Genomic DNA, 23448 nt, shown 5'->3' with positions numbered 1-23448 from the left:
ACGTGGCAGAAGCCACGTTTTTTCTATTTTTCATAATTAAATTGCGGGAAATCATCACCGTCGTTAAATGTAACAACTAAATTATGTCCATCGAAGAACCACTCATCATCGCTTTCAATAAAGAAGTTAATATCTTCTTCTTGAATTTGAACAGCAGGGTGTGCAGGGTCATCTTTACGAATACCTAAAGAAAGTCCTTTTTGCACAGTGCTGCAACCACCGTATTGTACGAAAAAGCGTAGTGTTTCACCTGATTGTAAGTTTAATTCGTTTTTATACCATTGTGCTGCTTCTTTTGTTACGGAAAGATTCATGTATAGTTCCTCCAAATTATGTTGCTTTTTCTTTAGTATAAAAAATAACGCAAAAAGACGCTATTAATATGCTTCACGTTTTCTTTTTGCGTTATGTGGGTTACGATCTTATTTTTGCTTTTTTGAAAAGTTTGCTTTCGGTTCAGTTTTATTTATAATTCGTCCAATATTTGCACGGTGTTTATAAATAACCATACCTGCTAATAAACACATCGCAATAATGAAGATTTTATCCCCGCTAACAATTGATGCGATAACGGCAACGACAGCTGTTACCATAGAAGAAAGTGACACGTATCTTGTTGTAAATAAAAGGCTGAAAAAGACAACAGCTAATATTGCAAAAACAACTGGTGAGTAGCATAAAAGCACGCCAGCAGAAGTTGCAACTGCTTTACCACCACGGAATTTCGCGAAAATCGGATACACATGTCCAAGAACAGCTGCTAATCCGAACCATAGTGGATGAACATCTAACCCGAAAATAATCGGTAGACTCGTTGCTAATGTACCTTTTAAAATGTCAGCAATTGTAACGATAAAACCTGCTTTTTTCCCTAGTGTGCGGAATGTATTTGTCCCGCCCAAATTACCGCTTCCATGCTCACGAATGTCAATTCCATAACCAATCTTTCCAACGACTAGTGCAAATGGGATCGAGCCAAGTAAGTAGGCAACGATAAATAAAAGATATGTAGTAACCATAAGTTCAGTCTCCTTTATTCAAATGTGTTGATAAAGGGTAAAAAGAGTTTTTCCCGTATATTGTACCATACATTTGTAAAGAGCACATTTCTTTTTTGTAAATGAAAAATTCATTATTTCGTGCAAAAAATTTCACAGGAATGTTACATTTCTCACAGAAACAATAAGACTATATGTAGTAACATTTTAATCAAAAGACAACAACATATTGGTGGAGGGTTATAAATGTTACAAAAAAATACACGTGGAGAAGAATTAATGAGAGTGTTTGAGACAATTGTCCACGGCAATGAACAAGATTTAATGCAAGAAAATGCAAATGTAGATGGCCGCTCTCCGATGGGAGTAATGGGAACGTTCGCATCTGAGAGTGCGAAATATTATGCAGTTGAAAATTTATTGTCAGATCAAGTGAAAAAAGCGATAAATCAAAATATATTATATCCACATGACTTAGATTTTTATGCGACTGGGACAACGACTTGTTCGCAAATTCCATTAGCGCAAATGCTTGCTAACGGTTTTCATACAGGACATGGCCATATGAGACAACCGCAAGACATTAAAAGTGCATTGGCTCTTTCGTCTATTATTTTTCAAGCGAATCAAAATATGCAGCATGGTGGTCAATCGTTTGCACTCTTTGATATTGATTTAGCTCCATATGTGAGAAAAACAGTAGAGAGACATAAGAAACGATTACAGTCATATCCGCTTACGAAAGAACAAATAGAAGAATTTGCATGGAAAGAAACAGAAAATGATACGTATCAGGCTTGTGAAGCGTTTATTCATAATTCAAATAGTATGCATAGTAGGGGCGGGGGACAAGTACCGTTTATTTCTATTAATTATGGAACAGATACATCAAAAGAGGGACGATTATTAGTTAGACAGCTTTTAAAAGCGACACAAGCTGGTCTTGGTAAAGGGGAAACACCAATTTTTCCTATTCAAATTTTTAAAATGAAAAAAGGTGTGAACTTTGAAGAAAGTGATCCGAACTATGATTTATTTGAATTAGCGTTAGAAACAACGGCTGAAAGATTATTCCCTAACTTTTCATTTTTAGATGCGCCATTTAATGCAGTGCATTATGATGGACGACCGGAAAGTGAAGTATGTTACATGGGATGCCGTACTCGTGTTATGTCTAACATACATGGAGAAGAAACAGCGATTGGAAGAGGCAATTTATCATTTACGTCTATTAATTTAGTGAAATTAGCGTTAATTAGTGGTTCAAAAGAAGCGTTTTTTGAAGCGTTAAATTATTACTTAGATTTAGGAATTAAGCAATTATTAGAACGATTTGAGTACCAATGTACGAAGCGAGCTAGAGATTTTCGATTTTTATATTCACAAGGTGTATGGCGCGGAGGAGAAACGTTACAGCCTGAAGATTCTGTAGCATCCATTTTAAAACAAGGGACGTTAAGCCTTGGGTTTATCGGTCTTGCGGAGTGTTTAGTAGCTTTAACAGGAAAGCATCATGGAGAAGATGAAGAATCGTGGAAACTTGGATATGGAATTATTTCCTTTATGAGAGATAGAATGGATAAAGCGACAGAAGAACATGAACTGAATTTCTCAGTAATTGCAACTCCTGCAGAAGGGTTATCAGGGAAGTTTGTGAAAAAAGATAGAGAAGAATTCGGTGTGATTACCGGTATAACGAATCATAATTATTATACGAATTCGTTCCATATCCCAGTTTACTATAACATTCAAGCGATAAATAAAATTCGTTTAGAAGGACCTTTCCACGCCCTATGTAATGGGGGACATATTACGTATATTGAACTAGACGGAGCAGCAATGCATAACAAGAAGGCGTTAAAACAAATTGTGCAAGCGATGGCAGAGAATGGCGTTGGATACGGTTCAATTAATCATCCTGTTGATCGTTGTAAGTGCTGTAGCTATCACGGAGTTATCGGAAATGAATGTCCAAGCTGCGGAAATGAAGATGAGGCCAATATAGAAAGAATTCGCCGCATAACAGGTTATCTTGTAGGAGATATGTCGAAGTGGAATAGTGCGAAACGTAGTGAAGAGATGGATCGGGTGAAGCATAAATGAAAGTGATGAACATCATTCATGATAGTGTAGTAGATGGAGAAGGATTGCGGACAGTCGTGTTTTTTGCGGGCTGTCCGCATCGTTGTTTCGGTTGCCATAATCCGAAATCGTGGAATATTTGTAATGGAACTGAAATGACAGTAGAAGAAATTATGGAAGAGATTGCAAGTAATCCATTAACTGATGTAACATTTTCAGGTGGAGATCCATTTTTCCAAGCTAATGAAGTGAAAAAAGTAGCAAAAGCTGTGAAAGATTTGAAAAAAAATCTATGGATGTATACAGGTTATACGTTAGAAGAGATACAGAGTTCTCAAAATAATGATATGATAGAGTTGTTACATTATGGGGATGTTTTAGTCGATGGAAGATTTGAAATCGAGAAAAAAGATTTAACACTTCCATTTCGCGGAAGCTCCAATCAACGTATTATTCGATTGAAAGAGTAAAAAGGCGGGATAGATTATATGAATAAAACAGTATTACTTGTTGAAGATGAAAGAAGATTACGTGAAATCGTTAGTGATTATTTTCGTAATGAAGGCTTTGAAGTAATCGAAGCAGAAGACGGAAAAAAAGCGTTAGAATTATTTGCAGAGCATGAAATTGATTTAATTATGTTAGATATTATGTTACCAGAAATAGATGGATGGTCTGTTTGTAGACGAATTAGAAAAGAATCAGCTGTACCAATCATTATGTTGACAGCACGTTCGGATGAGGATGATACATTATTAGGATTCGAATTAGGTGCAGATGAATATGTAACGAAACCATTCAGCCCGAAAGTGTTAGTAGCTCGCGCGAAGACGTTATTGAAACGTGCGGATGGCGTGGTAGGAGTAGCGGAAGAAAATACTATGTCTTTAGCTGGAATAGAAGTGAATCGTCTATCTAGAACCGTTTTAGTAGATGGAGAAGAAATTATATTAACACATAAAGAATTTGAACTTCTTGTTTATTTAATGGAGAACAAAGGAATTGTGTTGTCACGACAACATTTATTAGATCAGTTATGGGGATATGACTATTACGGTGATGACCGAACGGTTGATACTCATATTAAAAAACTACGAAATAAGCTAGGAGATAAAGCGAAGCATATCGGTACTGTTATTCGAGTTGGTTACAAATTTGAAGAATAATTGTAACGGATTGTGTACTTTAGCCTAGGGAAATGTCAATTTTATATCCTCTTTTGCAGGTAGAATGTACAAAAAATACTTTTCTTGTCTACAATGTTAGATAAGAGTATTTTTTTAATTGGATTTCACGATGAGTTCACAAGAAGGACACAAAACGTGACTATACTGAAAATACGAATTCACCAGAGAGGGGAAATAAAACATGGGATATTACGACGGACCAAATTTAAATGAAGAGCATAGGGAAACGAGAGAAGTGAGAAAATCGGGCAGTAAAAAAGGTTATTTTTTCACAGGTTTAGTCGGGGCTGTAGTTGGGGCTGTCACAATTAGTTTTGCAGCACCATATATGCCATGGGCTCAAAATAATGGAGCGGCTGTATCATCATTTAGTTCGGATTCAAAAGTTGAAGGTACTGTAGTTCCTGTTGTCAATAAAGCAAAAAATGAAACTGATTTACCTGGTATGATTGAAGGCGCGAAAGATGTTGTTGTAGGTGTTATCAATATGCAACAAAGCATTGATCCATTTGCAATGCAACCGACAGGTCAAGAACAACAAGCTGGCTCAGGATCAGGTGTTATTTATAAAAAAGCAGGAAATAAAGCATATATTGTAACGAACAACCATGTAGTAGATGGTGCAAATAAACTTGCTGTAAAATTAAGTGATGGTAAAAAGGTAGATGCAAAACTAGTAGGGAAAGATCCTTGGTTAGATTTAGCTGTTGTTGAAATTGACGGGGCTAATGTAAATAAAGTTGCCACTTTAGGTGATTCAAGCAAAATCCGTGCGGGTGAAAAAGCAATTGCAATCGGTAACCCACTAGGATTTGATGGAAGTGTAACGGAAGGTATTATTAGTAGTAAAGAACGTGAAATTCCAGTAGATATTGATGGGGATAAACGGGCAGATTGGAATGCTCAAGTTATTCAAACAGATGCAGCGATTAACCCTGGTAATAGTGGTGGTGCATTATTTAACCAAAACGGTGAAATAATTGGGATTAATTCAAGTAAAATTGCACAACAAGAAGTTGAAGGGATTGGATTTGCTATTCCAATTAATATCGCAAAACCAGTTATTGAATCACTTGAAAAAGACGGAGTAGTGAAACGTCCAGCTCTTGGAGTAGGTGTCGTTTCATTAGAAGATGTGCAAGCTTATGCAGTAAATCAATTGAAAGTACCGAAAGAAGTAACAAATGGCGTTGTATTAGGTAAAATTTATCCAATATCACCTGCAGAAAAAGCTGGTTTAGAGCAATATGATATTGTAGTAGCATTAGATAATCAAAAAGTAGAAAATTCACTTCAATTCCGTAAATATTTATATGAAAAGAAAAAAGTAGGCGAAAAAGTAGAAGTTACATTCTATCGTAACGGTCAAAAAATGACGAAAACAGCCACTTTAGCAGATAACTCAGCTACAAAGAATCAATAATCGAAATAAAAGAAAGTCTCTTTCATATTGAAAGAGACTTTCTTTATCGGCTATACTAAAGGAATAGGAGGGATAAATTATGACAATTGAAAACCCAACTCGTACGGAAATTGGTGAAGTATTAAAGAAAAGCAAAACGATTGCAGTTGTTGGATTATCGGATAAGCCAGAACGTACATCGTATATGGTTTCAAAAGCAATGCAAGATGCTGGGTATCGCATTATTCCAGTAAACCCAACGGTAGATGAGGTGCTTGGAGAAAGGGCAGTTGCTTCACTAAAGGATATTAAGGAACATGTTGATATTGTAAATGTATTCCGCCGTTCAGAATTTTTAATGGATGTTGCAAAAGAGTTTGTAGAGATTGATGCAGATGTTTTTTGGGCACAATTAGGAGTACAAGATGAAGATACATACAAACTTTTAAAAGAAAAAGACTATACTGTAATAATGGATCGTTGTATAAAAGTAGAACATGCGATGACAAAATAGTATAGGTTGTAAAGGTAGAAAGATTGAATCAGCCCTTGTTACATATATAGGGTCGATGAACGAGGTGTTCATCATGAGATTTTTTAAAGGCTGTTTTTGGGGATTGTTAATTATTATCCCATTTTGGATATTGATCATTTGGATCATAAAAAAGGTTTGGAATGTGTAATCTTGGCATACATATCCATTTCTCGTTGACAAACGATTATTTTTCTGAAATAGTAGCCTAGAGGAATCCTTGTGAAAAAACAAGGATTTTTCTATTGAAAATGGTATATAAAAGAGATAAGATAACTTGCCAAAACTATAGTCGAGGCGTTATTCTATAATAGAAACATATGTTCTGATTTTTGATTAGGAAAGGGGCAAGGAGTTTGGCAAAGCATCAGTTCCAATATAATGAAGATGCAATCCAAGTGTTAGAAGGACTTGAAGCCGTTCGAAAACGCCCGGGTATGTATATCGGGAGCACGGACAGCCGTGGATTGCATCATTTAGTATATGAAATAGTAGATAACTCCGTTGACGAAGCGTTAGCGGGATTTGGCGACGAAATTTCTGTCGTAATACATAAAGATAATAGTATTAGCGTTATAGATAAAGGGCGTGGAATGCCTACGGGAATGCATAAACTTGGAAAACCTACACCTGAAGTTATTTTAACTGTACTTCATGCTGGTGGTAAGTTTGGTCAAGGTGGTTACAAAACGAGTGGTGGTTTACACGGTGTTGGGGCATCAGTTGTAAACGCCTTATCAGAATGGTTAGTCGTAACGATTAAGCGTGACGGCAGCATTTATGAACAACGTTTTGAAAATGGTGGTGTTCCTGTAACGACGCTTGAGAAAATTGGGAAAACGAAAGAATCTGGTACAACAATGCATTTCAAACCAGATACAACGATTTTCAGTACAACAAATTACAATTATGAAACGTTATGTGAAAGATTACGTGAATCAGCATTTTTACTAAAAGGAATGAAGATTTCAATTAAAGACGAACGAAATGATTTAGAAGATGTATTTCATTATGAAACAGGAATTGAAGCTTTCGTTTCCTATTTAAACGAAGAAAAAGATCCCATTCATCCAGTTGTATACTTCACTGGTGAACAAAATGGGATTGAAGCAGAACTAGCATTTCAATTTAATGATGGTTACTCAGAAAATATTCTTTCATTTGTAAATAACGTACGTACAAAAGACGGTGGAACACACGAAGCTGGATTTAAAACAGCCATGACGCGTGTGTTTAATGAGTATGCGCGTAAAGTTTCACTATTAAAAGAAAAAGATAAAAACTTAGAAGGTACAGATATTCGTGAAGGGGTAGCAGCTATCGTTTCTGTACGTGTACCAGAAGAAGTACTTCAGTTTGAAGGACAAACGAAAGGGAAGCTAGGTACAAGTGAAGCGCGGTCTTCAATTGATGCGATTGTATCAGAGCATTTAGCCTACTTTTTAGAAGAAAATCCGGATGTAGCTACACTTCTTGTGAGAAAAGCAGTGAAAGCAGCGCAAGCGCGTGAGGCTGCTCGTAAAGCGAGAGAAGAAGCTCGCAGTGGTAAGAAGAAGAAAAAATCAGAAGGTACATTAAGTGGTAAGTTAACACCTGCACAATCACGTAACCCGCAGAAAAATGAACTGTACTTAGTAGAGGGTGACTCTGCCGGTGGTTCAGCAAAGCAAGGACGAGATCGTCGTTTCCAAGCGGTATTACCGTTACGTGGTAAAGTTATTAATACAGAAAAAGCAAAGCTTGCTGATATCTTTAAAAACGAAGAGATTAATACAATCATTTATGCGATTGGTGGCGGCGTAGGAAATGAATTTGATGTTGAAGATATTAACTACGATAAAGTTGTCATTATGACCGATGCTGATACGGACGGAGCTCATATTCAAGTATTGTTACTAACGTTTTTCTACAGATATATGAAACCACTTATCGAAGCCGGAAAAGTGTTTATCGCACTTCCACCTTTATATAAAGTAAGTAAGGGAAAAGGTAAGAGTGAAGTAATTGAATATGCTTGGTCAGATGAAGAATTAGACGGTGTAACGAAAAAGGTTGGAAAAGGCTATATGTTACAACGTTATAAAGGACTTGGTGAGATGAATGCGGATCAATTATGGGAAACGACTATGAATCCTGAAACGCGCACGTTAATTCGCGTGAAAATTGATGATGCAGCAAGAGCAGAGCGCCGCGTTACAACGTTAATGGGCGATAAAGTAGAACCACGTCGTAAATGGATTGAACGCAATGTACAGTTTGGTATGCAAGAAGAAGGAAATATTTTAGAAAATGAAATGATAATGGAGACGGAGGTGGAATAACATGCAAGCAGAGAAGTTTCATGACCTCCCGCTTGAAGACGTGTTAGGTGACCGCTTTGCGCGTTATAGTAAATATATTATTCAAGATCGTGCACTTCCAGATGCACGTGATGGTTTAAAGCCAGTACAAAGACGTATTTTATATTCTATGTATGTAGAAGGTAATGTACATGATAAAGCGTTTCGTAAATCAGCTAAAACAGTAGGTAACGTTATCGGTAACTATCATCCACATGGGGATTCCTCTGTATATGAGGCGATGGTACGTTTAAGTCAAACTTGGAAAGTACGTAATGTTTTAGTTGAAATGCATGGTAATAATGGTAGTGTCGATGGGGACCCAGCAGCAGCAATGCGTTATACGGAAGCTCGTTTATCACCAATTGCATCTGAATTATTACGTGATCTTGATAAAGAAACAGTTGAATTCGTGTCAAACTTTGATGATACGAGTGAAGAACCAGTTGTATTACCAGCAGCGTTTCCGAACTTATTAGTGAACGGATCAACGGGGATTTCCGCTGGTTATGCAACAGAAATTCCTCCGCATCATCTTGGAGAAGTTATTGATGCTACAATGATGCGTATTGATAAGCCAAACAGTACTGTTGATGATTTATTAACAGTTATGAAAGGACCAGATTTCCCGACAGGCGGTATTATTCAAGGGATTGATGGTATTAAAAAGGCGTATGAAACAGGAAAAGGTAAAATCATTATTCGCGGAAAAGCAGAAGTTGAAACGGTTCGTGGTGGGAAACAGCAAATCGTAATCACTGAAATTCCTTACGAAGTGAATAAAGCAAACCTTGTTAAAAAAATGGATGAATTACGTCTAGATAAAAAATTAGATGGTATTGCTGAAGTTCGTGATGAGACAGATCGTACAGGTCTTCGCATTGTTGTAGAATTGAAGAAAGAAGCAAATGCTGAAGGAATTTTAAATTATTTATATAAAAATACAGATTTACAAATTCCGTACAACTTTAATATGGTAGCGATTAATAATCGTCGCCCAACACTTATGACATTACCAAAAATATTGGATGCTTATATTGGCCACCAAAAAGAGGTTGTTACGAGACGTTCACAATATGAATTAAGAAAAGCGGAGAATCGTCAACATATTGTAGAAGGTTTAAAGAAAGCATTATCGATTTTAGATCAAGTAATCGAAACGATTCGAGCTTCAAAAGATAAGCGTAATGCAAAAGATAATTTAAGTGCGAAATTTGGTTTTACAGAAGCGCAAGCGGAAGCGATTGTATCCTTGCAATTATATCGTTTAACGAATACAGATATTACAGCACTACAACAAGAAGCCGATGAGCTGAATAAGAAAATTATAGAGTTACAGGCGATTTTACAAAGTGAAAAAAGATTGCTTCAAGTTATTAAAACAGATTTAAAAAGAGTGAAGAAAACATATAGTGATGATCGTCGTGCTATTATTGAAGAACAAATTGAGGAAATTAAAATAGATGTAGAAGTAATGATCCCACAAGAAGATGTCATCGTTACTGTAACGAAAGAAGGGTATGTGAAACGTACTGGATGGCGCTCGCATAATGCCTCAAATGGCAAAGACTTCGGTATGAAAGAGGGTGACATCTTACTTGAACGATTCGATACGAATACGACAGAGACAGTCCTCTTATTTACGAATAAAGGAAACTATATATATCTGCCAGTATACGAAATGCCAGATATTCGTTGGAAAGATTTGGGTCAGCACGTTGCTAATATCGTTTCACTCGACCGGGATGAAACCATTATTTGGGCAACTGTCGTACCGAACTTTGAGGAAGAAAAACGATTTATCGTATTTGTAACGCGAAATGGTATGATTAAGAAAACAGAATTAAACCAATATAAAGTACAGCGTTATTCAAGGGCGTTCGTCGCTGTAAACTTGAAAAAAGATGATGTGGTTGTCGATATATTTGCGACAGATGGAACGAGTGATATTGTTCTTGCTACACACGGTGCATATGCACTTATTTTCCATGAAGATGAAGTAAGTCCAGTAGGCGTAAGGGCCGCTGGTGTGAAAGCAATTAATTTAAAAGAAGATGACTATGTTGCTTCTGGTAAACCATTAAATGGTGACAAAGATCAACTTATTCTCGTAACGCAGCGCGGTGCTGTAAAACGTCTAAAAGCATCAGAAATTGAGAAATCAACGAGGGCGAAGCGAGGGCTTGTTATTTTCAAAGAGTTAAAACGTAATCCATACCGCATTGTCGGTATTGAAATTGTTCGAGACGATGAACTAGTTTACATGAAGACAGAGAAACACATTGTAGAAGAAATTGATCCGAAAGCGTATCGAAATAAGGACCGGTATAGTAACGGTAGTTTAGTGCTAGATGTTAATGATACTGGTGAAGTTATTGAGACGTGGACGAAAAAAAGACCGGAATAAAGGGAGCATCTTGCTATGGATAATGGCAAGATGCTTTTTTCTAGGCAAATTAGTATGAATCTTGTTATAATAACTGAATGAAATCGTTCTCATAAAGTGAAACTTTAATCAGTGGGGATCTTACTCGCCACAAATAGCAGGATAAATGGAGGGGCAACATGAAAAAAATAGGTGTAGGGATTGTAGGGTTTGGATTTTCTAGTACAACATTTCACATCCCATTATTACAAACGATAGAAGAATACGATATTCGTGCGGTATTATCTTCAAAAGAAGAGGTAGTAAAAGAAACATTACCGAATGCTAACGTCGTTAGTACAATTGATGAATTGGTGAAGCGAGATGATATTGACTTAGTGGTTATTACTTCACCGAATACAACTCATTTTCCATATGTAAAAGAAGCAATATTAAACGGTAAGCATGTTGTTGTGGAAAAGCCATTTGTTGTTTCAATTGAAGAAGGAGAAGAGCTTATTTCATTAGCAGAGCAACATAATGTGGTATTGAGTGTATATCATAATCGTCGTTTTGATAATGACTTCTTAACGATAAAGAAATTGTTAGAAGAAAATAGAATAGGGAATGTATACGCATATGAAGCGAATTTTGATCGTTTCCGTCCACATGTCCGTGATCGCTGGAGAGAAAAGAACTTACCGGGGTCAGGTATATTATATGATTTAGGGTCACATTTAATTGACCAAGCATTATCATTATTTGGGAAACCAGATGCGATAAGTGCAGATGTAATTAAACAACGACCAGGTGCACAAATTGATGATTACTTCCATGTTGTACTTCACTACGGAGTAAAGCGTATCATTTTACATAGTAGCAGTTATGTAAAACAAGCAGGTCCACACTTTACACTGCATGGAGAAAAAGGTTCTATCGTGAAGTATGGTATGGATTCACAAGAGGAACAATTAAAAAATGGAATGAAGCCAGGCGATAACGGTTACGGTGTAGACGCTGAAGCGAATTTTGCTACTTTAGAAACAGAAGAACGTTTAGACCGTATTCCAACAGAAGTCGGCTGTTATGACATGTATTATAAAGGTATAAGAGATAATATATTAAATGGTGAGAAACTACCTGTAACAGCACAAGAAGGTTTAGAAGTTATTAAGCTGATTCAATTAGCGGTTGAAAGTAGTGAAACGGGTAGAGTCATTTCGGTAAAATAAAAAAGACACGAATTTCGTGTCTTTTTTATTTTTTTGGGACGGACAGTCCATAAAAGAACATCGTAACGATATCTTGTATATGTTTTTCACGATCTCCTTCCAAAAGTTGTGCTCCAAAGTCATCACCTAATTTAGTGAACATTTGAATGTAAAGTAACATCATTTCTTTAGTAAGGTGGGGGTTAATTTCATTTTTTTGCTGCGCTTGTTCTAATATTTCTAAATACCATGGCAGTATTTTTTCATTTTGATAACTATAAATAAACTCTCGGAGAATTTCGTCCCTTTGCATCATTTGTAGTAACATATCAGGCTGAAATAATCCGCCAGTATTCATTTTTCTTACAATCATTTTTTGCATCATATCATGGAAAGGTAATTTTTCTTCAGCAAGCTCTTTATAATATTGAAATTCAGATACGATAAATTCTTGTATAAGTTCTCTAAATAACGCATCTTTACTTCCAAAATGATTATAAATTGTAACTTGAGAAACGTTTGCTTCTTTTGCGATATGTTCTATTTTCACTTCATTAAATCCACGTTCTGAAAATAATAAGAAAGCTGCCTTTTTAATAGCGCGTTTTTTCTTTTCTTTTACTTTTTCAAAGCCGTTCAATGCAATCACCTCAATTAAAATATACAAGAAAAAATAATGGAAAACAATATTTTTGAAATATGGACATATAAATATTTCAAAAAGTTGTTGCGAATATGAAAGATGAGGAGTACAATAATTTTGAAATATCACATATTAAATATTTCAAAAAATGAGGTGGAATTATGATTTCAGTTCAAGATGTTACAAAACAGTTTTCAAATGGAAAAGGCTTGTTTCATATTACATTTGATGTAAAAGAAGGAGAAGTATTCGGTTACTTAGGGCCAAATGGTGCCGGGAAATCAACAACGATTCGTAATTTAATGGGATTTATAAAACCGACATCTGGTAAAGCAACGATTTTTGGATTAGATTGCTGGAATGAAGCCGCGAAAATTCAAAGAGAAGTCGGATATTTACCAGGAGAAATTTCTTTTATTGAAGGAATGAATGGATTAGACTTTCTAAAGTTAATGCAAGGAATGCGCGGATTACAGGATACGAAAAGACGAGATGAACTAATAGAATGTCTACAATTTGATGTGAAAACACCAATTCGTAAAATGTCTAAAGGAATGAAGCAAAAAGTAGGGATTGTTGCTGCTTTTATGCATGATCCAGAAGTGCTAATCTTAGATGAACCAACATCTGGACTCGATCCACTTATGCAGCAAGTGTTTATAGATTTAATATTAGAGGAAAAGCAAAGAGGAAAAACAATTCTTATGTCGTCACATATTTTCACTGAGATTGAACGTACATGTGACCGAGTAGCGATTATTAAAGATGGGCGTCTTGTAACGGTTGAAAATATTCACGATTTACAAAGTATGAGACGACAGGTAATAGATGTAACCGTATCATCGCAAGAAGAGATTGAATCTCTTACACAATGTAATTTGCAATTTGAAACGGTGAAAGGTAGAGAGGCATCGATTATTGTGCAAGGAAACTATCAAACTGTTTTACAAACACTTTCAAACTATAATGTAACGGCACTTCAAACGAGAGCAATGGATTTAGAACATTTATTTATGCATTATTACGATAAGAAAGAAGGGGTAAAGCATGAATAAGCAATTGTTTTTAGCTAGTTTGAAAGAAACACAAAAAAGTATTTTGAGTTATGCAACTGGTGCAGCTCTTTATTTATGGTTATTAATTTGGATATTCCCTTCAATGGTATCAGCGAAAGGGTTAAATGAATTAATAAGTGCTATGCCTGATAGTGTGAAAAAAATTGTTGGTATGGAAAGTCCGATTCAAAATGTGATGGATTTTTTAGCTGGTGAGTACTATAGTCTATTGTTTATTATCATATTAACAATTTTTTGCGTTACAGTTGCGACACATTTAATGGCACGACATGTAGATAAAGGAGCGATGGCATATTTATTAGCGACACCTGTATCCAGAGTAAAAGTTGCAATCACGCAAGCTGCTGTTCTCATATTAGAACTACTAATCATCGTAATTGTCACATATGTAGCGGGTATATTGGGTGCAGAATGGTTTTTAAAAGATAATAACTTAAATAAAGAATTATTCCTCAAGATAAACGTAGTCGGAGGGCTCATATTTTTAGTAGTTAGCGCTTATTCATTTTTCTTTTCTTGTATATGTAATGATGAAAGAAAGGCACTGAGCTACTCAGCGAGTTTAACTATTTTATTTTTCGTACTAAATATGGTAGGCAAATTAAGTGATAAGTTAGAGTGGATGAAAAGTCTATCGTTATTTACACTGTTTCGTCCAAAAGAAATTGCTGAAGGAACGTATAATATATGGCCGGTAAGTATAGGTTTAACTGCTGGAGCGCTTTGTATATTTATAATAGCAGTTGTTGTATTTAGGAAGAGGGATTTACCGTTGTAAAGTAGAAAGTCCACTGAGAAAGTGGGCTTTTTTTGATGAGGAGGAAACGAATGAATCATTTGTTCCGGGTGCAGCTATATGTAAATGATATAGAAAAGTCATTATTGTTCTATGAAGAAGTAATTGGTTTAAAGTTGTATAAAAAAGGTATGCATGCAGCACGTTTTAATCACGACCAGTTTTCTTTATTACTAGTTAGTGATTCAACATTGAATGAAAATCACTATTTTTACAATCAAAAAGAAATGAAAGGGAATGGCTTTGAACTAATTATTGTTGTCGACCGAATTGAAGAAGTATATGAACGTTGTAAAGAGAAGCGATGCAAGATACAAGAAGAAATTCAAACTTATCCGTGGGAGATGAGAGGATTTAAAGTTGTGGATCCAGATGGGTATTTCCTTAGGATCACGTCTAAGTAAAGGTAAACATGAAGAATGTTTACCTTTTTTTATGAAAATATTCAAAAAAATGAACCTTTTTCTAGGCTCATCCGTCTAATACATGTAAAGTTAAATTTGAAGTGAGGATGAAACAGGAGGAGCAATTGTGAAAGTAATCCCTTTATATAAAATGTTTGTAAAAGAAGAAACGGATGTTTCCTTAGCGAAAAAAGGTGACCATGAAGCATTTATGACGCTTATACATACAGAAAAAGTGAAGATGTATCGTATTGCAAAGGCTATGTTACGTGATGAGACAAATATAGAGGATGCGATACAAACAACAATTTTAAAAGCCTATGAAAATATAAAAAGATTAAAGAAGGAAGAGTTTTTTCAAACTTGGTTAATTCGAATTTTAATGAATGAATGTAATAACATTATTAGAACGTATAAAAAGATAATTGTGACAGAAGAGAATGATTACAATATGAGTGCGTGCGATCAGTATGAAGATATAGATTTGTGTAATGCGATTCAATCGTTACATGAAGAGTTAAGAGCTGTCACGGTGCTGTATTACTATGAAGATATAAATCAAGATAGCATTGCGAAGCTTTTAGAAATACCAAAAGGAACAGTGAAATCGAGATTGTCGCGCGCGAGGGAACAGCTGCAAAAACAATTAAAGATGGAATAGGGGGTGTATAGGATGGATAATGAAAAATTATTTGATGAGAAATTAAAAAAGAAAATAAAAGATGAAAATATTATAGTGCCACCAGAGTTAAATGAAAAGATTAATAGTACACTACATAATCTTCCGGTAAAAAAGAAAGGCTACAGAGTGTATATGATGGTTATAAGTGCTGCTGTTCTAGCACTTTCAATTGTATCTATGTCGGAGTTTTCTGATCAAATTTTTGCTCAAAACGGCGGAGTCTTTGAATATGTAAAGAAAAAGGCGTTTTCTGATTATGAAAATGAAGAGGAAATAAAATCGAATGTAAATTATCCAGATAAAGAAAAAATTCATGAAAAGATGCTGGATTCCATTGATCATTTTAAAAATATTTCAGGACAATTTGAGGAATATTCTAGCTCATCAAGAATTGCTACAACATATAAGTATGCAATTGATACGGAGAAACAAAGAGGTATCTCTTCGAAAGAAGATAAACTAGCGAAAAAACGAACAATTATATATAACGAGGGTAAGAAAAAAGAATTTGATGATGCGAAGTATACATATAAAGAGACGAAATGGAGCTCGGAAGAAAGGAATAATGAACTATTAAAATTAAATCCTACGGAAAGATTATTAAGAAAATCAGGCGAGAAGAAACGATATGATGATGAATATGTGGGATTCGCGAAGTATAGTATTCAATCAGAATTTGCTGATTTATTAATTCGATATAAAGATTGGAATTATAAAGAAACGAAGTATCTTGGACTTGATTGCTACAAAATAGAAGGGACAATAAATATAGAAATGCCTGTAAGTACATCTGAAGATTTAAGAGGGAAATTTGAAATGGTTGTAGAGAAAAATACAGGGATTATGTTGAAGTTTCTTAGTTTCCACGAAGGTATGATTCAATATTCGATCACGACTGAATGGATACAAATAAACAAAGGATTGAAAGAGAATGCCTTTCAAAAGGATAGCGTTAATTATGAGAAATTGAAAAATATATTAGATGAATAGAAAACGGAGGGAACGATATGGAGAATACCTCTTCTTCAAGAGAAAAGAAAAATAAACGAAAATATAAAAAGACAACGATAATAAGTGTATTGTTAGTAGTATTACTATTTGGCGGAGTTGGATATGGTACTGACGTATATATGAAAACTTCTAATCTCGTACAAAAATCAAATGTTAATTTAGCACGTGGTGAAAAATCAAATTTACGTGAGGAAACTGTTAAACCGATTACCAATAATGTTTCACTTTTAATTATGGGAATTGATGAAAATCAAGAACGACAAAAGGAGTATAATGGTGCATTTCATACAGATGCACTACTGTTAGCTACTTTTAATAAAGACGATAAAACAGTGAAACTAACGAGCATACCACGTGATACATACACATATGTTCCGGTTGAAAAGAAAAAAGATAAAATAACGCATGCATATGGAAGTGGTTTCATTAAAAATGGTAAAGATGGAGGGCCGCAAGCTTCAGTGGAAGCAGTAGAAAAATTATTACAAGTGCCTGTTGATTATTTTGTGAAGTTTAATTTTAATTCATTTACTAAAATTGTTGATGGGTTAGATGGGATTGAAGTAGATGTCCCAGTTGAATTTACGGAGCAAAATAGTAAAGATGAAGCTGACGCAATCCATCTGAAAAAAGGACTACAAAAATTAAATGGGGAAGAAGCACTTGCTCTAGCAAGAACGCGTCATATTGATAGTGATGCAATGAGAGGGCAGCGGCAACAACTTGTTATGGAAGCGATTTTAAGTAAATTAAAAAGTGTAGGATCGATTACGAAGCTAGAAAAAATAGTTGAGGCGGTTGACGGTGATTTTAAAACAAATTTAGCAATGAATGATATTTTATCTTTCTATAAATATGGTTTAAATTGTTCGGTTGAAAAAATTCAATTAGCAGGTGATGATTTATACTTACCTAATGGTCCAAACGGCCAACGTGTATATTATTATAATCCTAATAAAAAAGATTTACAGAGTTTGAGGAATACTCTTAGGACACATCTAGGATTAAGTGAAAAGGAGATTGAGGAGAATTAAAGCAGGCATAATGTCTGCTTTTTTATTATGTTTAATAGTATGTATTTTATCTATAAATGTTATATACTATTTTCAAATTTAAGGTAATAGTGTAACGTAAATTTGTGGTTTAAGTTAAATAACAGGGGGGGCTATTACATAGAATATATGATTAGCAATTATTGAAATAATATGGGAGAAATGAAAAAACAGGGGAGTATTAAAAATGAGAATTGTAAAAAATTTAACATTCCAAGTTATTGTGGCAATTATTTGTGGTATTGCAGTAGGAGCAATTTGGCCGAGTGTTGGACAAGAGATGAAGCCAATTGGTGAAACGTTCATCAATATGATCAAAATGGTTATTGCACCGATTATCTTTTTAACAATTGTGCTTGGTATTGCAAGTATGGGAAGTATGAAAAAGGTAGGTCGTGTTGGCGGAAAGGCACTATTATATTTTGAAATTGTTACAACAGCGGCTTTAATTATTGGTATCATCGTAGCAAATGTTGTTCGTCCAGGAGATGGATTAGATCCTTCAAAACTAAAGGGCGGAGATGTTTCACAATATGTACAAAGTGGGCAAGAAATGAAATGGATGGATTTCTTTTTGCATATTGTGCCGTCTAACATGTTTGAAGCATTTGCAAAAGGTGATATTTTACAAGTGTTATTCTTCTCAATTTTATTTGGTGCAGGGTTAACGATGCTAGGGAAAAATGGACAACCAGTTATCGACTTTTTTGAAAGATTATCGAAAGTATTTTTTAACATTTTATCCATTGTAATGAAATTAGCACCGGTTGGAGCATTCGGTGGAATGGCATTTACAATTGGAAAATACGGTTTAAGCACGCTCATACCACTTGGTAAACTAATGATTTGTGTATATGCGACAATGGCATTATTTGTTTTTATTGTATTAAATTTTATTTGTAAACTGTATAAATTTAGTTTGTGGAAATATTTATCTCACATTAAAGAAGAATTACTCATTGTTCTTGGGACATCATCATCAGAATCAGTACTACCGCGAATGATGACAAAGATGGAAGACTTCGGATGTTCGAAGCCGGTAGTAGGTTTAGTCATTCCGACGGGATACTCTTTTAATTTAGATGGAACAACGATTTATTTATAAATGGCTACTATATTTTTAGCGCAAGTCTTTCACGTCGATCTTTCACTAGGTCAACAATTAACTATAATAGCTATTTTGTTAGTTACATCTAAAGGAGCAGCGGCAGTAACAGGCGGAGGATTTATTGTACTAGCATCTACCTTATCTGCAATGAATGTTATTCTATTAGAAGGGTTAGCACTATTACTTGGGGTAGATCGTTTCATGTCAGAAGCACGTGCTATCGTTAATTTAATTGGTAATGGTATTGCGACTGTAGTTGTTGCAAAAAGTGAAAATGAATTTGATAATGAGAAGTATATGAAAATAGTAGAGGAAATGAAAAGAGAGAAAATGGTCGGATAAAAAGTCAGCTTTGCTGACTTTTTTATTTTTGTAGAAAAGGGGTTTGTTATAATATACATTATTTATTAACAATAATTTACAAGTGTTTTATAGCTAAGGGATATAAAGACTATTAAATCAGTACATATAATTCAATGAGGTATAGTGTTTTAAAAGATTATAGAATTTTTATGAATATTACTGTAAAAAAATAATTTTTTAAAAATTTTCAATAATAACACTTTACAAAACTCAAAAAATTAGTAGAATAATAGTTAATAAGAATCTTCTGATAAATATATAAAGAAAAACAGAATTATCAGAAAATTCTTAAATGAGAGCGTTAAGAATTAGGGAGGGTACAGAAAGTGAAAAAGAAAAAAATGAAAAAACTAACAGCAGTTGTAGCACCAGTTTTAGCAATGAGTATGGCATTAACAGCATGTTCTACATCAGGTGGAGATAAGAAGACAAGCACAAATTCTAGCTCTGGCGGAGATAGCAAATCAGAAGAAAAATTAGCAGCGAAACAAGTGTTCAATAAAACAGAAAATCAGGAAATCCCAACAATGGATACTTCAAAGAGTACAGATACTTTGGGTTCTCAAATTTTAGGGAACACAATGGAAGGATTATACCGTTTAGATAAAGAGAATAAACCAATCCCAGCTGCGGCAGAATCAAGTACGAAGAGTGAGGATGGTAAAAAATATACATTTAAATTACGTAAAGATGCAAAATGGTCAAATGGTGATCCTGTAACAGCGAAAGATTTCGTGTTTGCATGGCAACGTTTATTAGATCCAAAAACAGCTGCTGAGTATGCATTCATTGCATTCCCAATTAAAAATGCAGAAGCGGTTAATAAAGGTGAAAAAGCTGTAACAGAACTAGGAGTTAAAGCAGTAGATGACCTTACTTTAGAAGTTGAATTAGAACAAGCAGTACCATACTTCTTAAACTTAGTAGCATTCCCATCGTACTATCCATTAAATGAGAAATTCGTAAAAGAAAAAGGGGATAAATACGGTTTAGAATCTGATACAACTGTATATAACGGACCGTTCGTTCTTACTGATTGGAAGCATGAGCAAGGTTGGAAACTGAAGAAGAATGATCAATATTGGGATAAAAAGACTGTAAAATTAGATGAAATTAACTATAGTGTTGTAAAAGAGCCAGCAACTAATGTGAATTTATATGATAGTGGTCAAATTGATTTCTCCTTATTAACAGGTGAATTTGTTGACAAATATAGAAATAATAAAGAGGAATATGGGGTGTATAACGAACCAAGTACGTTCTTTATACGTTTAAACCAAAAACGTGGTGGACAAGATACACCATTAAAGAGTAAAAAATTACGTGAAGCAATTGCGCTATCAATTGATAAAAAGAATTTAACAAATGTTATTTTAAATGATGGGTCAAAACCTGCAGATTATTTAGTGCCGAAAGGCTTAGCAGCTGGAGCTGATGGGAAAGACTTCCAAGAAACGTTTAAAAACGGTATTAAACCAGATGCGAAAAAAGCAGCTGCTGCATGGGAAGAAGCGAAAAAAGAACTTGGAAAAGATCAAGTTACAATTGAGTTTTTAAACTATGATACTGGTAATGCGAAAAAAGTTGGGGAATATGTAAAAGATCAAATTGAGAAAAACTTAAAAGGTGTAACAGTAAATATTAAACTGCAGCCGTTTAAACAAAAACTTAAATTAGAATCAGATCAAGATTATGATATTTCATATGGTGGATGGAGCCCAGATTATGCGGATCCAATGACATATTTAGATATGTTTGAAAGTAAGCACTCTCATAACCAAATGAGTTTCTCTGATCAGAAATATGATGAAATAATTAAAAAAGCTGGTGGGGAATTAATGAGTGATGCGAAGAAACGCTGGGAGGAACTAGGAAAAGCAGAGAAATTACTTCTTGAAGAAGATGTAGCCCTTGTACCTTTATATCAAAGTGCTAGATCTTATGTTATGAAACCGCATGTAAAAGGTGTTGTGAAGCATAATATTAGCCCAGAATACAGCTATAAGTGGGCATATGTTACTGAAAAATAATAGAGTTGAAAAAGTACTTCAAAGCAGTCTACATGCCTTGAAGTACTTTTTTTATTGTACAATTGAACGTGAAAATGAAAGAGTAGAGAAGAAATGAAATGTAGTAGATGGAGGATACGTGTAGTATGTCATAGAAAATAGAATGTTACTATCGTTAAGTAAAATAAATTTTCTAAATATTTTAAAAATAACTTTACAAAACTAGAAAAATTAGTAGAATATTAATTAATAAGAATTTTCTGATAACTAGTTATTAGAAAATCTCTCAAAATTAGTTTCGTACATATAATTGGGGAGGGTACAAAAATGAAGAAAAAGATGAAAAAGTTCACGGCGGTTGTAGCGCCAGTTTTAGCGATGAGTATGGCGTTGACAGCGTGTTCTGGGTCTGGTGGGGAGAAGAAATCAACTACGACGTCTAGTGGTGGTGGGGAAGAGAAAAAATCTGAAATTAAATACGCGGCAAAACAAGTGTTAAATCGTACAGAGAATCAAGAGATTCCGACGATGGATGTTTCAAAATCTACTGATACATTAGGTTCTCAAATTTTAGGGAACACAATGGAAGGTTTATATCGATTAGATAAAGATAATAAGCCGATCCCAGCTGCAGCAGAATCTAGTACGAAAAGCGAGGATGGCAAAAAATATACATTTAAATTACGTAAAGATGCAAAATGGTCAAACGGTGATCCAGTAACAGCGAAAGATTTCGTATACGCATGGCAGCGCTTACTTGATAAAAATACAGCTGCAGAATATGCGTTTATTGCCTTCTATATTAAAAATGCAGAAGCAATTAATAAAGGTGAAAAGCCTCTAACAGATTTAGGAGCAAAAGCGGTAGATGATTATACGCTAGAAGTAGAATTAGAAAAACCAGTACCATATTTCTTGAATTTAATGGCATTCCCATCTTACTATCCTTTAAATGAAAAGTTCGTAAAAGAAAAAGGAGATAAATTCGGTTTAGAAGCAGATACAACGTTGTATAACGGACCGTTCGTTATGGCTTCATGGAAACATGAACAAGGATGGCAGCTAAAGAAAAATGATAAGTACTGGGATAATAAGACTGTAAAATTAGAAGAAATTAACTATAGTGTAGTAAAAGAAGTTGCTACGAAAGTAAACTTATATGATACAGGATCAATTGATTTCACACTATTATCAGGAGAATTCGTTGATAAATATAAATCGAACAAAGAAGAGTACGGTGAGTATTCAGAAGCAAGTACATTCTTCTTACGTTTAAATCAAAAGCGTAACGGACAAGATACACCGTTAAAGAGCAAAAAACTACGTGAAGCAATCGCGTTATCAATTGATAAAAAAGGTTTAGCAAACGTTATTTTAAATAACGGTTCAAAAGCAACAGATCAATTAGTGCCAAAAGGGCTTGCGACAGGACCAGACGGTAAAGACTACCAAGATACATTTAAAAATGGTTTAAAATATGATCCGAAAAAAGGTGCAGCAGCTTGGGAAGCAGCGAAAAAAGAACTTGGTAAAGATCAAGTGACAATTGAATTACTAAGCTATGATGATGGAACTGCGAAAAAAATTGCTGACTACTTTAAAGATCAAATTGAGAAAAACTTAAAAGGTGTAACGGTTAACACGAAAATTCAACCGTTCAAACAAAAATTAAAATTAGAGTCAGCACAAGATTATGAAGTTTCGTTTGCAGGTTGGAGTCCAGATTATTCGGATCCAATGACATTTATTGATATGTTTGAATCGAAGAGTCCATATAACCAAATGAGTTATTCGAATCCAAAATATGATGAAATGGTAGCGAAAGCAGGTAATGAATTACTGTCTGATCCGAAGAAGCGTTGGGAAACGTTAGGAAAAGCAGAGAAATTATTCCTTGAAGAAGATGCAGGATTAGTTCCTTTATATCAAACAGGAAGAGCGTATGTAATGAAACCGAATGTAAAAGGAATTGTAAAACACAACATTAGTCCAGAATATAGCTTTAAGTGGGCTTATGTAACGGAAGGTAAATAATAAAAAAGAGCGTGTTTAAAAGTAGATAAGTTATTTTTAACACGCTCTTTTTATATTCAATTAAATAGAGAAGAATAAGAAATGTGGTACTGACATATAGTAGATGGGGGAGAATTCGTATAGTAATAATAGTAAAATACATAGTTACTATAAA

The 23448-nt window shown here is 34.6% G+C and carries 19 protein-coding genes and 1 pseudogene; 17 read left to right on the top strand and 3 right to left on the bottom strand.

Annotation, left to right across the window (positions count from 1 at the left end; translation table 11 throughout):
• Positions 1-23 precede the first annotated feature (23 nt).
• Both V7S50_RS23365 and plsY read right to left on the bottom strand, forming a co-directional pair.
• Positions 24-314, bottom strand: coding sequence for a HesB/YadR/YfhF family protein (locus tag V7S50_RS23365; protein WP_001054442.1), 291 nt, complete (start codon positions 312-314; stop codon positions 24-26).
• A 108-nt stretch (positions 315-422) separates the two neighbouring features.
• A complete protein-coding gene (plsY, locus tag V7S50_RS23360) occupies positions 423-1019 on the bottom strand; it encodes a glycerol-3-phosphate 1-O-acyltransferase PlsY (RefSeq protein ID WP_000258967.1) in 597 nt (198 codons plus the stop codon).
• Between the two features lie 225 nt (positions 1020-1244).
• Here plsY and V7S50_RS23355 point away from each other — a divergent pair, with 225 nt between their 5' ends.
• The 8 genes from V7S50_RS23355 (at position 1245) to V7S50_RS23320 (ending at position 12137) form a co-directional block, all read left to right on the top strand.
• Entirely contained in the window at positions 1245-3101 is a 1857-nt protein-coding gene (locus V7S50_RS23355) for an anaerobic ribonucleoside triphosphate reductase (protein ID WP_242255140.1), read from the top strand.
• Positions 3098-3550 carry an anaerobic ribonucleoside-triphosphate reductase activating protein gene (nrdG, locus tag V7S50_RS23350; protein WP_063221274.1) on the top strand — a complete coding sequence of 151 codons (453 nt, stop codon included), beginning with the start codon at positions 3098-3100 and terminating at the stop codon, positions 3548-3550. The genes V7S50_RS23355 and nrdG overlap by 4 nt, the downstream gene beginning before the upstream one ends.
• An 18-nt stretch (positions 3551-3568) precedes the next feature.
• Positions 3569-4246: a response regulator transcription factor gene (locus tag V7S50_RS23345; RefSeq protein WP_001044686.1), complete on the top strand. Its 678-nt coding sequence runs from the start codon at positions 3569-3571 to the stop codon at positions 4244-4246.
• Between the two features lie 202 nt (positions 4247-4448).
• Positions 4449-5690 carry a S1C family serine protease gene (locus tag V7S50_RS23340; RefSeq protein WP_063221273.1) on the top strand — a complete coding sequence of 414 codons (1242 nt, stop codon included), beginning with the start codon at positions 4449-4451 and terminating at the stop codon, positions 5688-5690.
• A gap of 79 nt (positions 5691-5769) precedes the next feature.
• On the top strand, positions 5770-6183 hold the full coding sequence (locus V7S50_RS23335; protein WP_242255141.1) for a CoA-binding protein: 414 nt from the start codon (positions 5770-5772) through the stop codon (positions 6181-6183).
• A 374-nt stretch (positions 6184-6557) separates the two neighbouring features.
• Positions 6558-8522, top strand: coding sequence for a DNA topoisomerase IV subunit B (parE, locus tag V7S50_RS23330; RefSeq protein ID WP_242255143.1), 1965 nt, complete (start codon positions 6558-6560; stop codon positions 8520-8522).
• Between the two features lies 1 nt (position 8523).
• A complete protein-coding gene (parC, locus tag V7S50_RS23325) occupies positions 8524-10947 on the top strand; it encodes a DNA topoisomerase IV subunit A (RefSeq protein ID WP_242255145.1) in 2424 nt (807 codons plus the stop codon).
• Positions 10948-11105: 158 nt separating this feature from the next.
• A complete protein-coding gene (locus V7S50_RS23320) occupies positions 11106-12137 on the top strand; it encodes an oxidoreductase (protein ID WP_242255147.1) in 1032 nt (343 codons plus the stop codon).
• A 25-nt stretch (positions 12138-12162) separates the two neighbouring features.
• Here the strand turns inward: V7S50_RS23320 and V7S50_RS23315 are convergent, their stop codons facing one another.
• A complete protein-coding gene (locus V7S50_RS23315; protein WP_242255300.1) occupies positions 12163-12765 on the bottom strand; it encodes a TetR/AcrR family transcriptional regulator in 603 nt (200 codons plus the stop codon).
• 155 nt (positions 12766-12920) lie between these two features.
• Between V7S50_RS23315 and V7S50_RS23310 the strand changes: the two genes are divergently transcribed.
• From V7S50_RS23310 to V7S50_RS23270, 9 genes and pseudogenes are all read left to right on the top strand, one after another.
• The gene (locus tag V7S50_RS23310; protein WP_242255148.1) at positions 12921-13814 is read left to right on the top strand and encodes an ABC transporter ATP-binding protein; all 894 of its coding nucleotides are present in this window, start codon (positions 12921-12923) and stop codon (positions 13812-13814) included.
• Entirely contained in the window at positions 13807-14613 is an 807-nt protein-coding gene (locus V7S50_RS23305) for an ABC transporter permease subunit (protein WP_242255150.1), read from the top strand. The genes V7S50_RS23310 and V7S50_RS23305 overlap by 8 nt, the downstream gene beginning before the upstream one ends.
• Positions 14614-14663: 50 nt before the next feature.
• Positions 14664-15035, top strand: a complete 372-nt coding sequence (locus V7S50_RS23300) for a VOC family protein (protein ID WP_242255152.1) — start codon at positions 14664-14666, stop codon at positions 15033-15035.
• 127 nt (positions 15036-15162) lie between these two features.
• Entirely contained in the window at positions 15163-15696 is a 534-nt protein-coding gene (locus tag V7S50_RS23295; protein ID WP_242255154.1) for a sigma-70 family RNA polymerase sigma factor, read from the top strand.
• Between the two features lie 12 nt (positions 15697-15708).
• Positions 15709-16707: an anti-sigma factor gene (locus V7S50_RS23290; protein ID WP_242255155.1), complete on the top strand. Its 999-nt coding sequence runs from the start codon at positions 15709-15711 to the stop codon at positions 16705-16707.
• 17 nt (positions 16708-16724) lie between these two features.
• Entirely contained in the window at positions 16725-17762 is a 1038-nt protein-coding gene (locus V7S50_RS23285) for an LCP family protein (protein WP_242255157.1), read from the top strand.
• Between the two features lie 205 nt (positions 17763-17967).
• A pseudogene (locus V7S50_RS23280) lies at positions 17968-19230 on the top strand (dicarboxylate/amino acid:cation symporter).
• A gap of 347 nt (positions 19231-19577) precedes the next feature.
• Positions 19578-21281, top strand: a complete 1704-nt coding sequence (locus tag V7S50_RS23275) for a peptide ABC transporter substrate-binding protein (protein WP_242255159.1) — start codon at positions 19578-19580, stop codon at positions 21279-21281.
• Between the two features lie 306 nt (positions 21282-21587).
• Positions 21588-23294, top strand: coding sequence for a peptide ABC transporter substrate-binding protein (locus V7S50_RS23270; protein ID WP_000728445.1), 1707 nt, complete (start codon positions 21588-21590; stop codon positions 23292-23294).
• Positions 23295-23448 lie beyond the last annotated feature (154 nt).

Source organism: Bacillus sp. CCNWLW194 (assembly GCF_037120585.1).
GTDB lineage: Bacteria > Bacillota > Bacilli > Bacillales > Bacillaceae_G > Bacillus_A > Bacillus_A basilensis.
Note: the sequence above shows the minus strand (reverse complement) of the source record. Positions and strands in the feature narration are given on the sequence as shown.

Excerpts from the sequence above, each read along its gene's own strand:
- V7S50_RS23285 (WP_242255157.1), top strand. The coding sequence starts at position 16,725 with ATGGAGAATACCTCTTCTTCAAGAGAAAAGAAAAATAAACGAAAATAT.
- V7S50_RS23345 (WP_001044686.1), top strand. The coding sequence starts at position 3,569 with ATGAATAAAACAGTATTACTTGTTGAAGATGAAAGAAGATTACGTGAA.
- V7S50_RS23290 (WP_242255155.1), top strand. The coding sequence starts at position 15,709 with ATGGATAATGAAAAATTATTTGATGAGAAATTAAAAAAGAAAATAAAA.
- V7S50_RS23365 (WP_001054442.1), bottom strand. The coding sequence starts at position 314 with ATGAATCTTTCCGTAACAAAAGAAGCAGCACAATGGTATAAAAACGAA.
- nrdG (WP_063221274.1), top strand. The coding sequence starts at position 3,098 with ATGAAAGTGATGAACATCATTCATGATAGTGTAGTAGATGGAGAAGGA.
- V7S50_RS23305 (WP_242255150.1), top strand. The coding sequence starts at position 13,807 with ATGAATAAGCAATTGTTTTTAGCTAGTTTGAAAGAAACACAAAAAAGT.
- V7S50_RS23355 (WP_242255140.1), top strand. The coding sequence starts at position 1,245 with ATGTTACAAAAAAATACACGTGGAGAAGAATTAATGAGAGTGTTTGAG.
- V7S50_RS23300 (WP_242255152.1), top strand. The coding sequence starts at position 14,664 with ATGAATCATTTGTTCCGGGTGCAGCTATATGTAAATGATATAGAAAAG.
- V7S50_RS23310 (WP_242255148.1), top strand. The coding sequence starts at position 12,921 with ATGATTTCAGTTCAAGATGTTACAAAACAGTTTTCAAATGGAAAAGGC.
- parC (WP_242255145.1), top strand. The coding sequence starts at position 8,524 with ATGCAAGCAGAGAAGTTTCATGACCTCCCGCTTGAAGACGTGTTAGGT.
- V7S50_RS23335 (WP_242255141.1), top strand. The coding sequence starts at position 5,770 with ATGACAATTGAAAACCCAACTCGTACGGAAATTGGTGAAGTATTAAAG.
- V7S50_RS23340 (WP_063221273.1), top strand. The coding sequence starts at position 4,449 with ATGGGATATTACGACGGACCAAATTTAAATGAAGAGCATAGGGAAACG.
- V7S50_RS23320 (WP_242255147.1), top strand. The coding sequence starts at position 11,106 with ATGAAAAAAATAGGTGTAGGGATTGTAGGGTTTGGATTTTCTAGTACA.
- V7S50_RS23270 (WP_000728445.1), top strand. The coding sequence starts at position 21,588 with ATGAAGAAAAAGATGAAAAAGTTCACGGCGGTTGTAGCGCCAGTTTTA.
- plsY (WP_000258967.1), bottom strand. The coding sequence starts at position 1,019 with ATGGTTACTACATATCTTTTATTTATCGTTGCCTACTTACTTGGCTCG.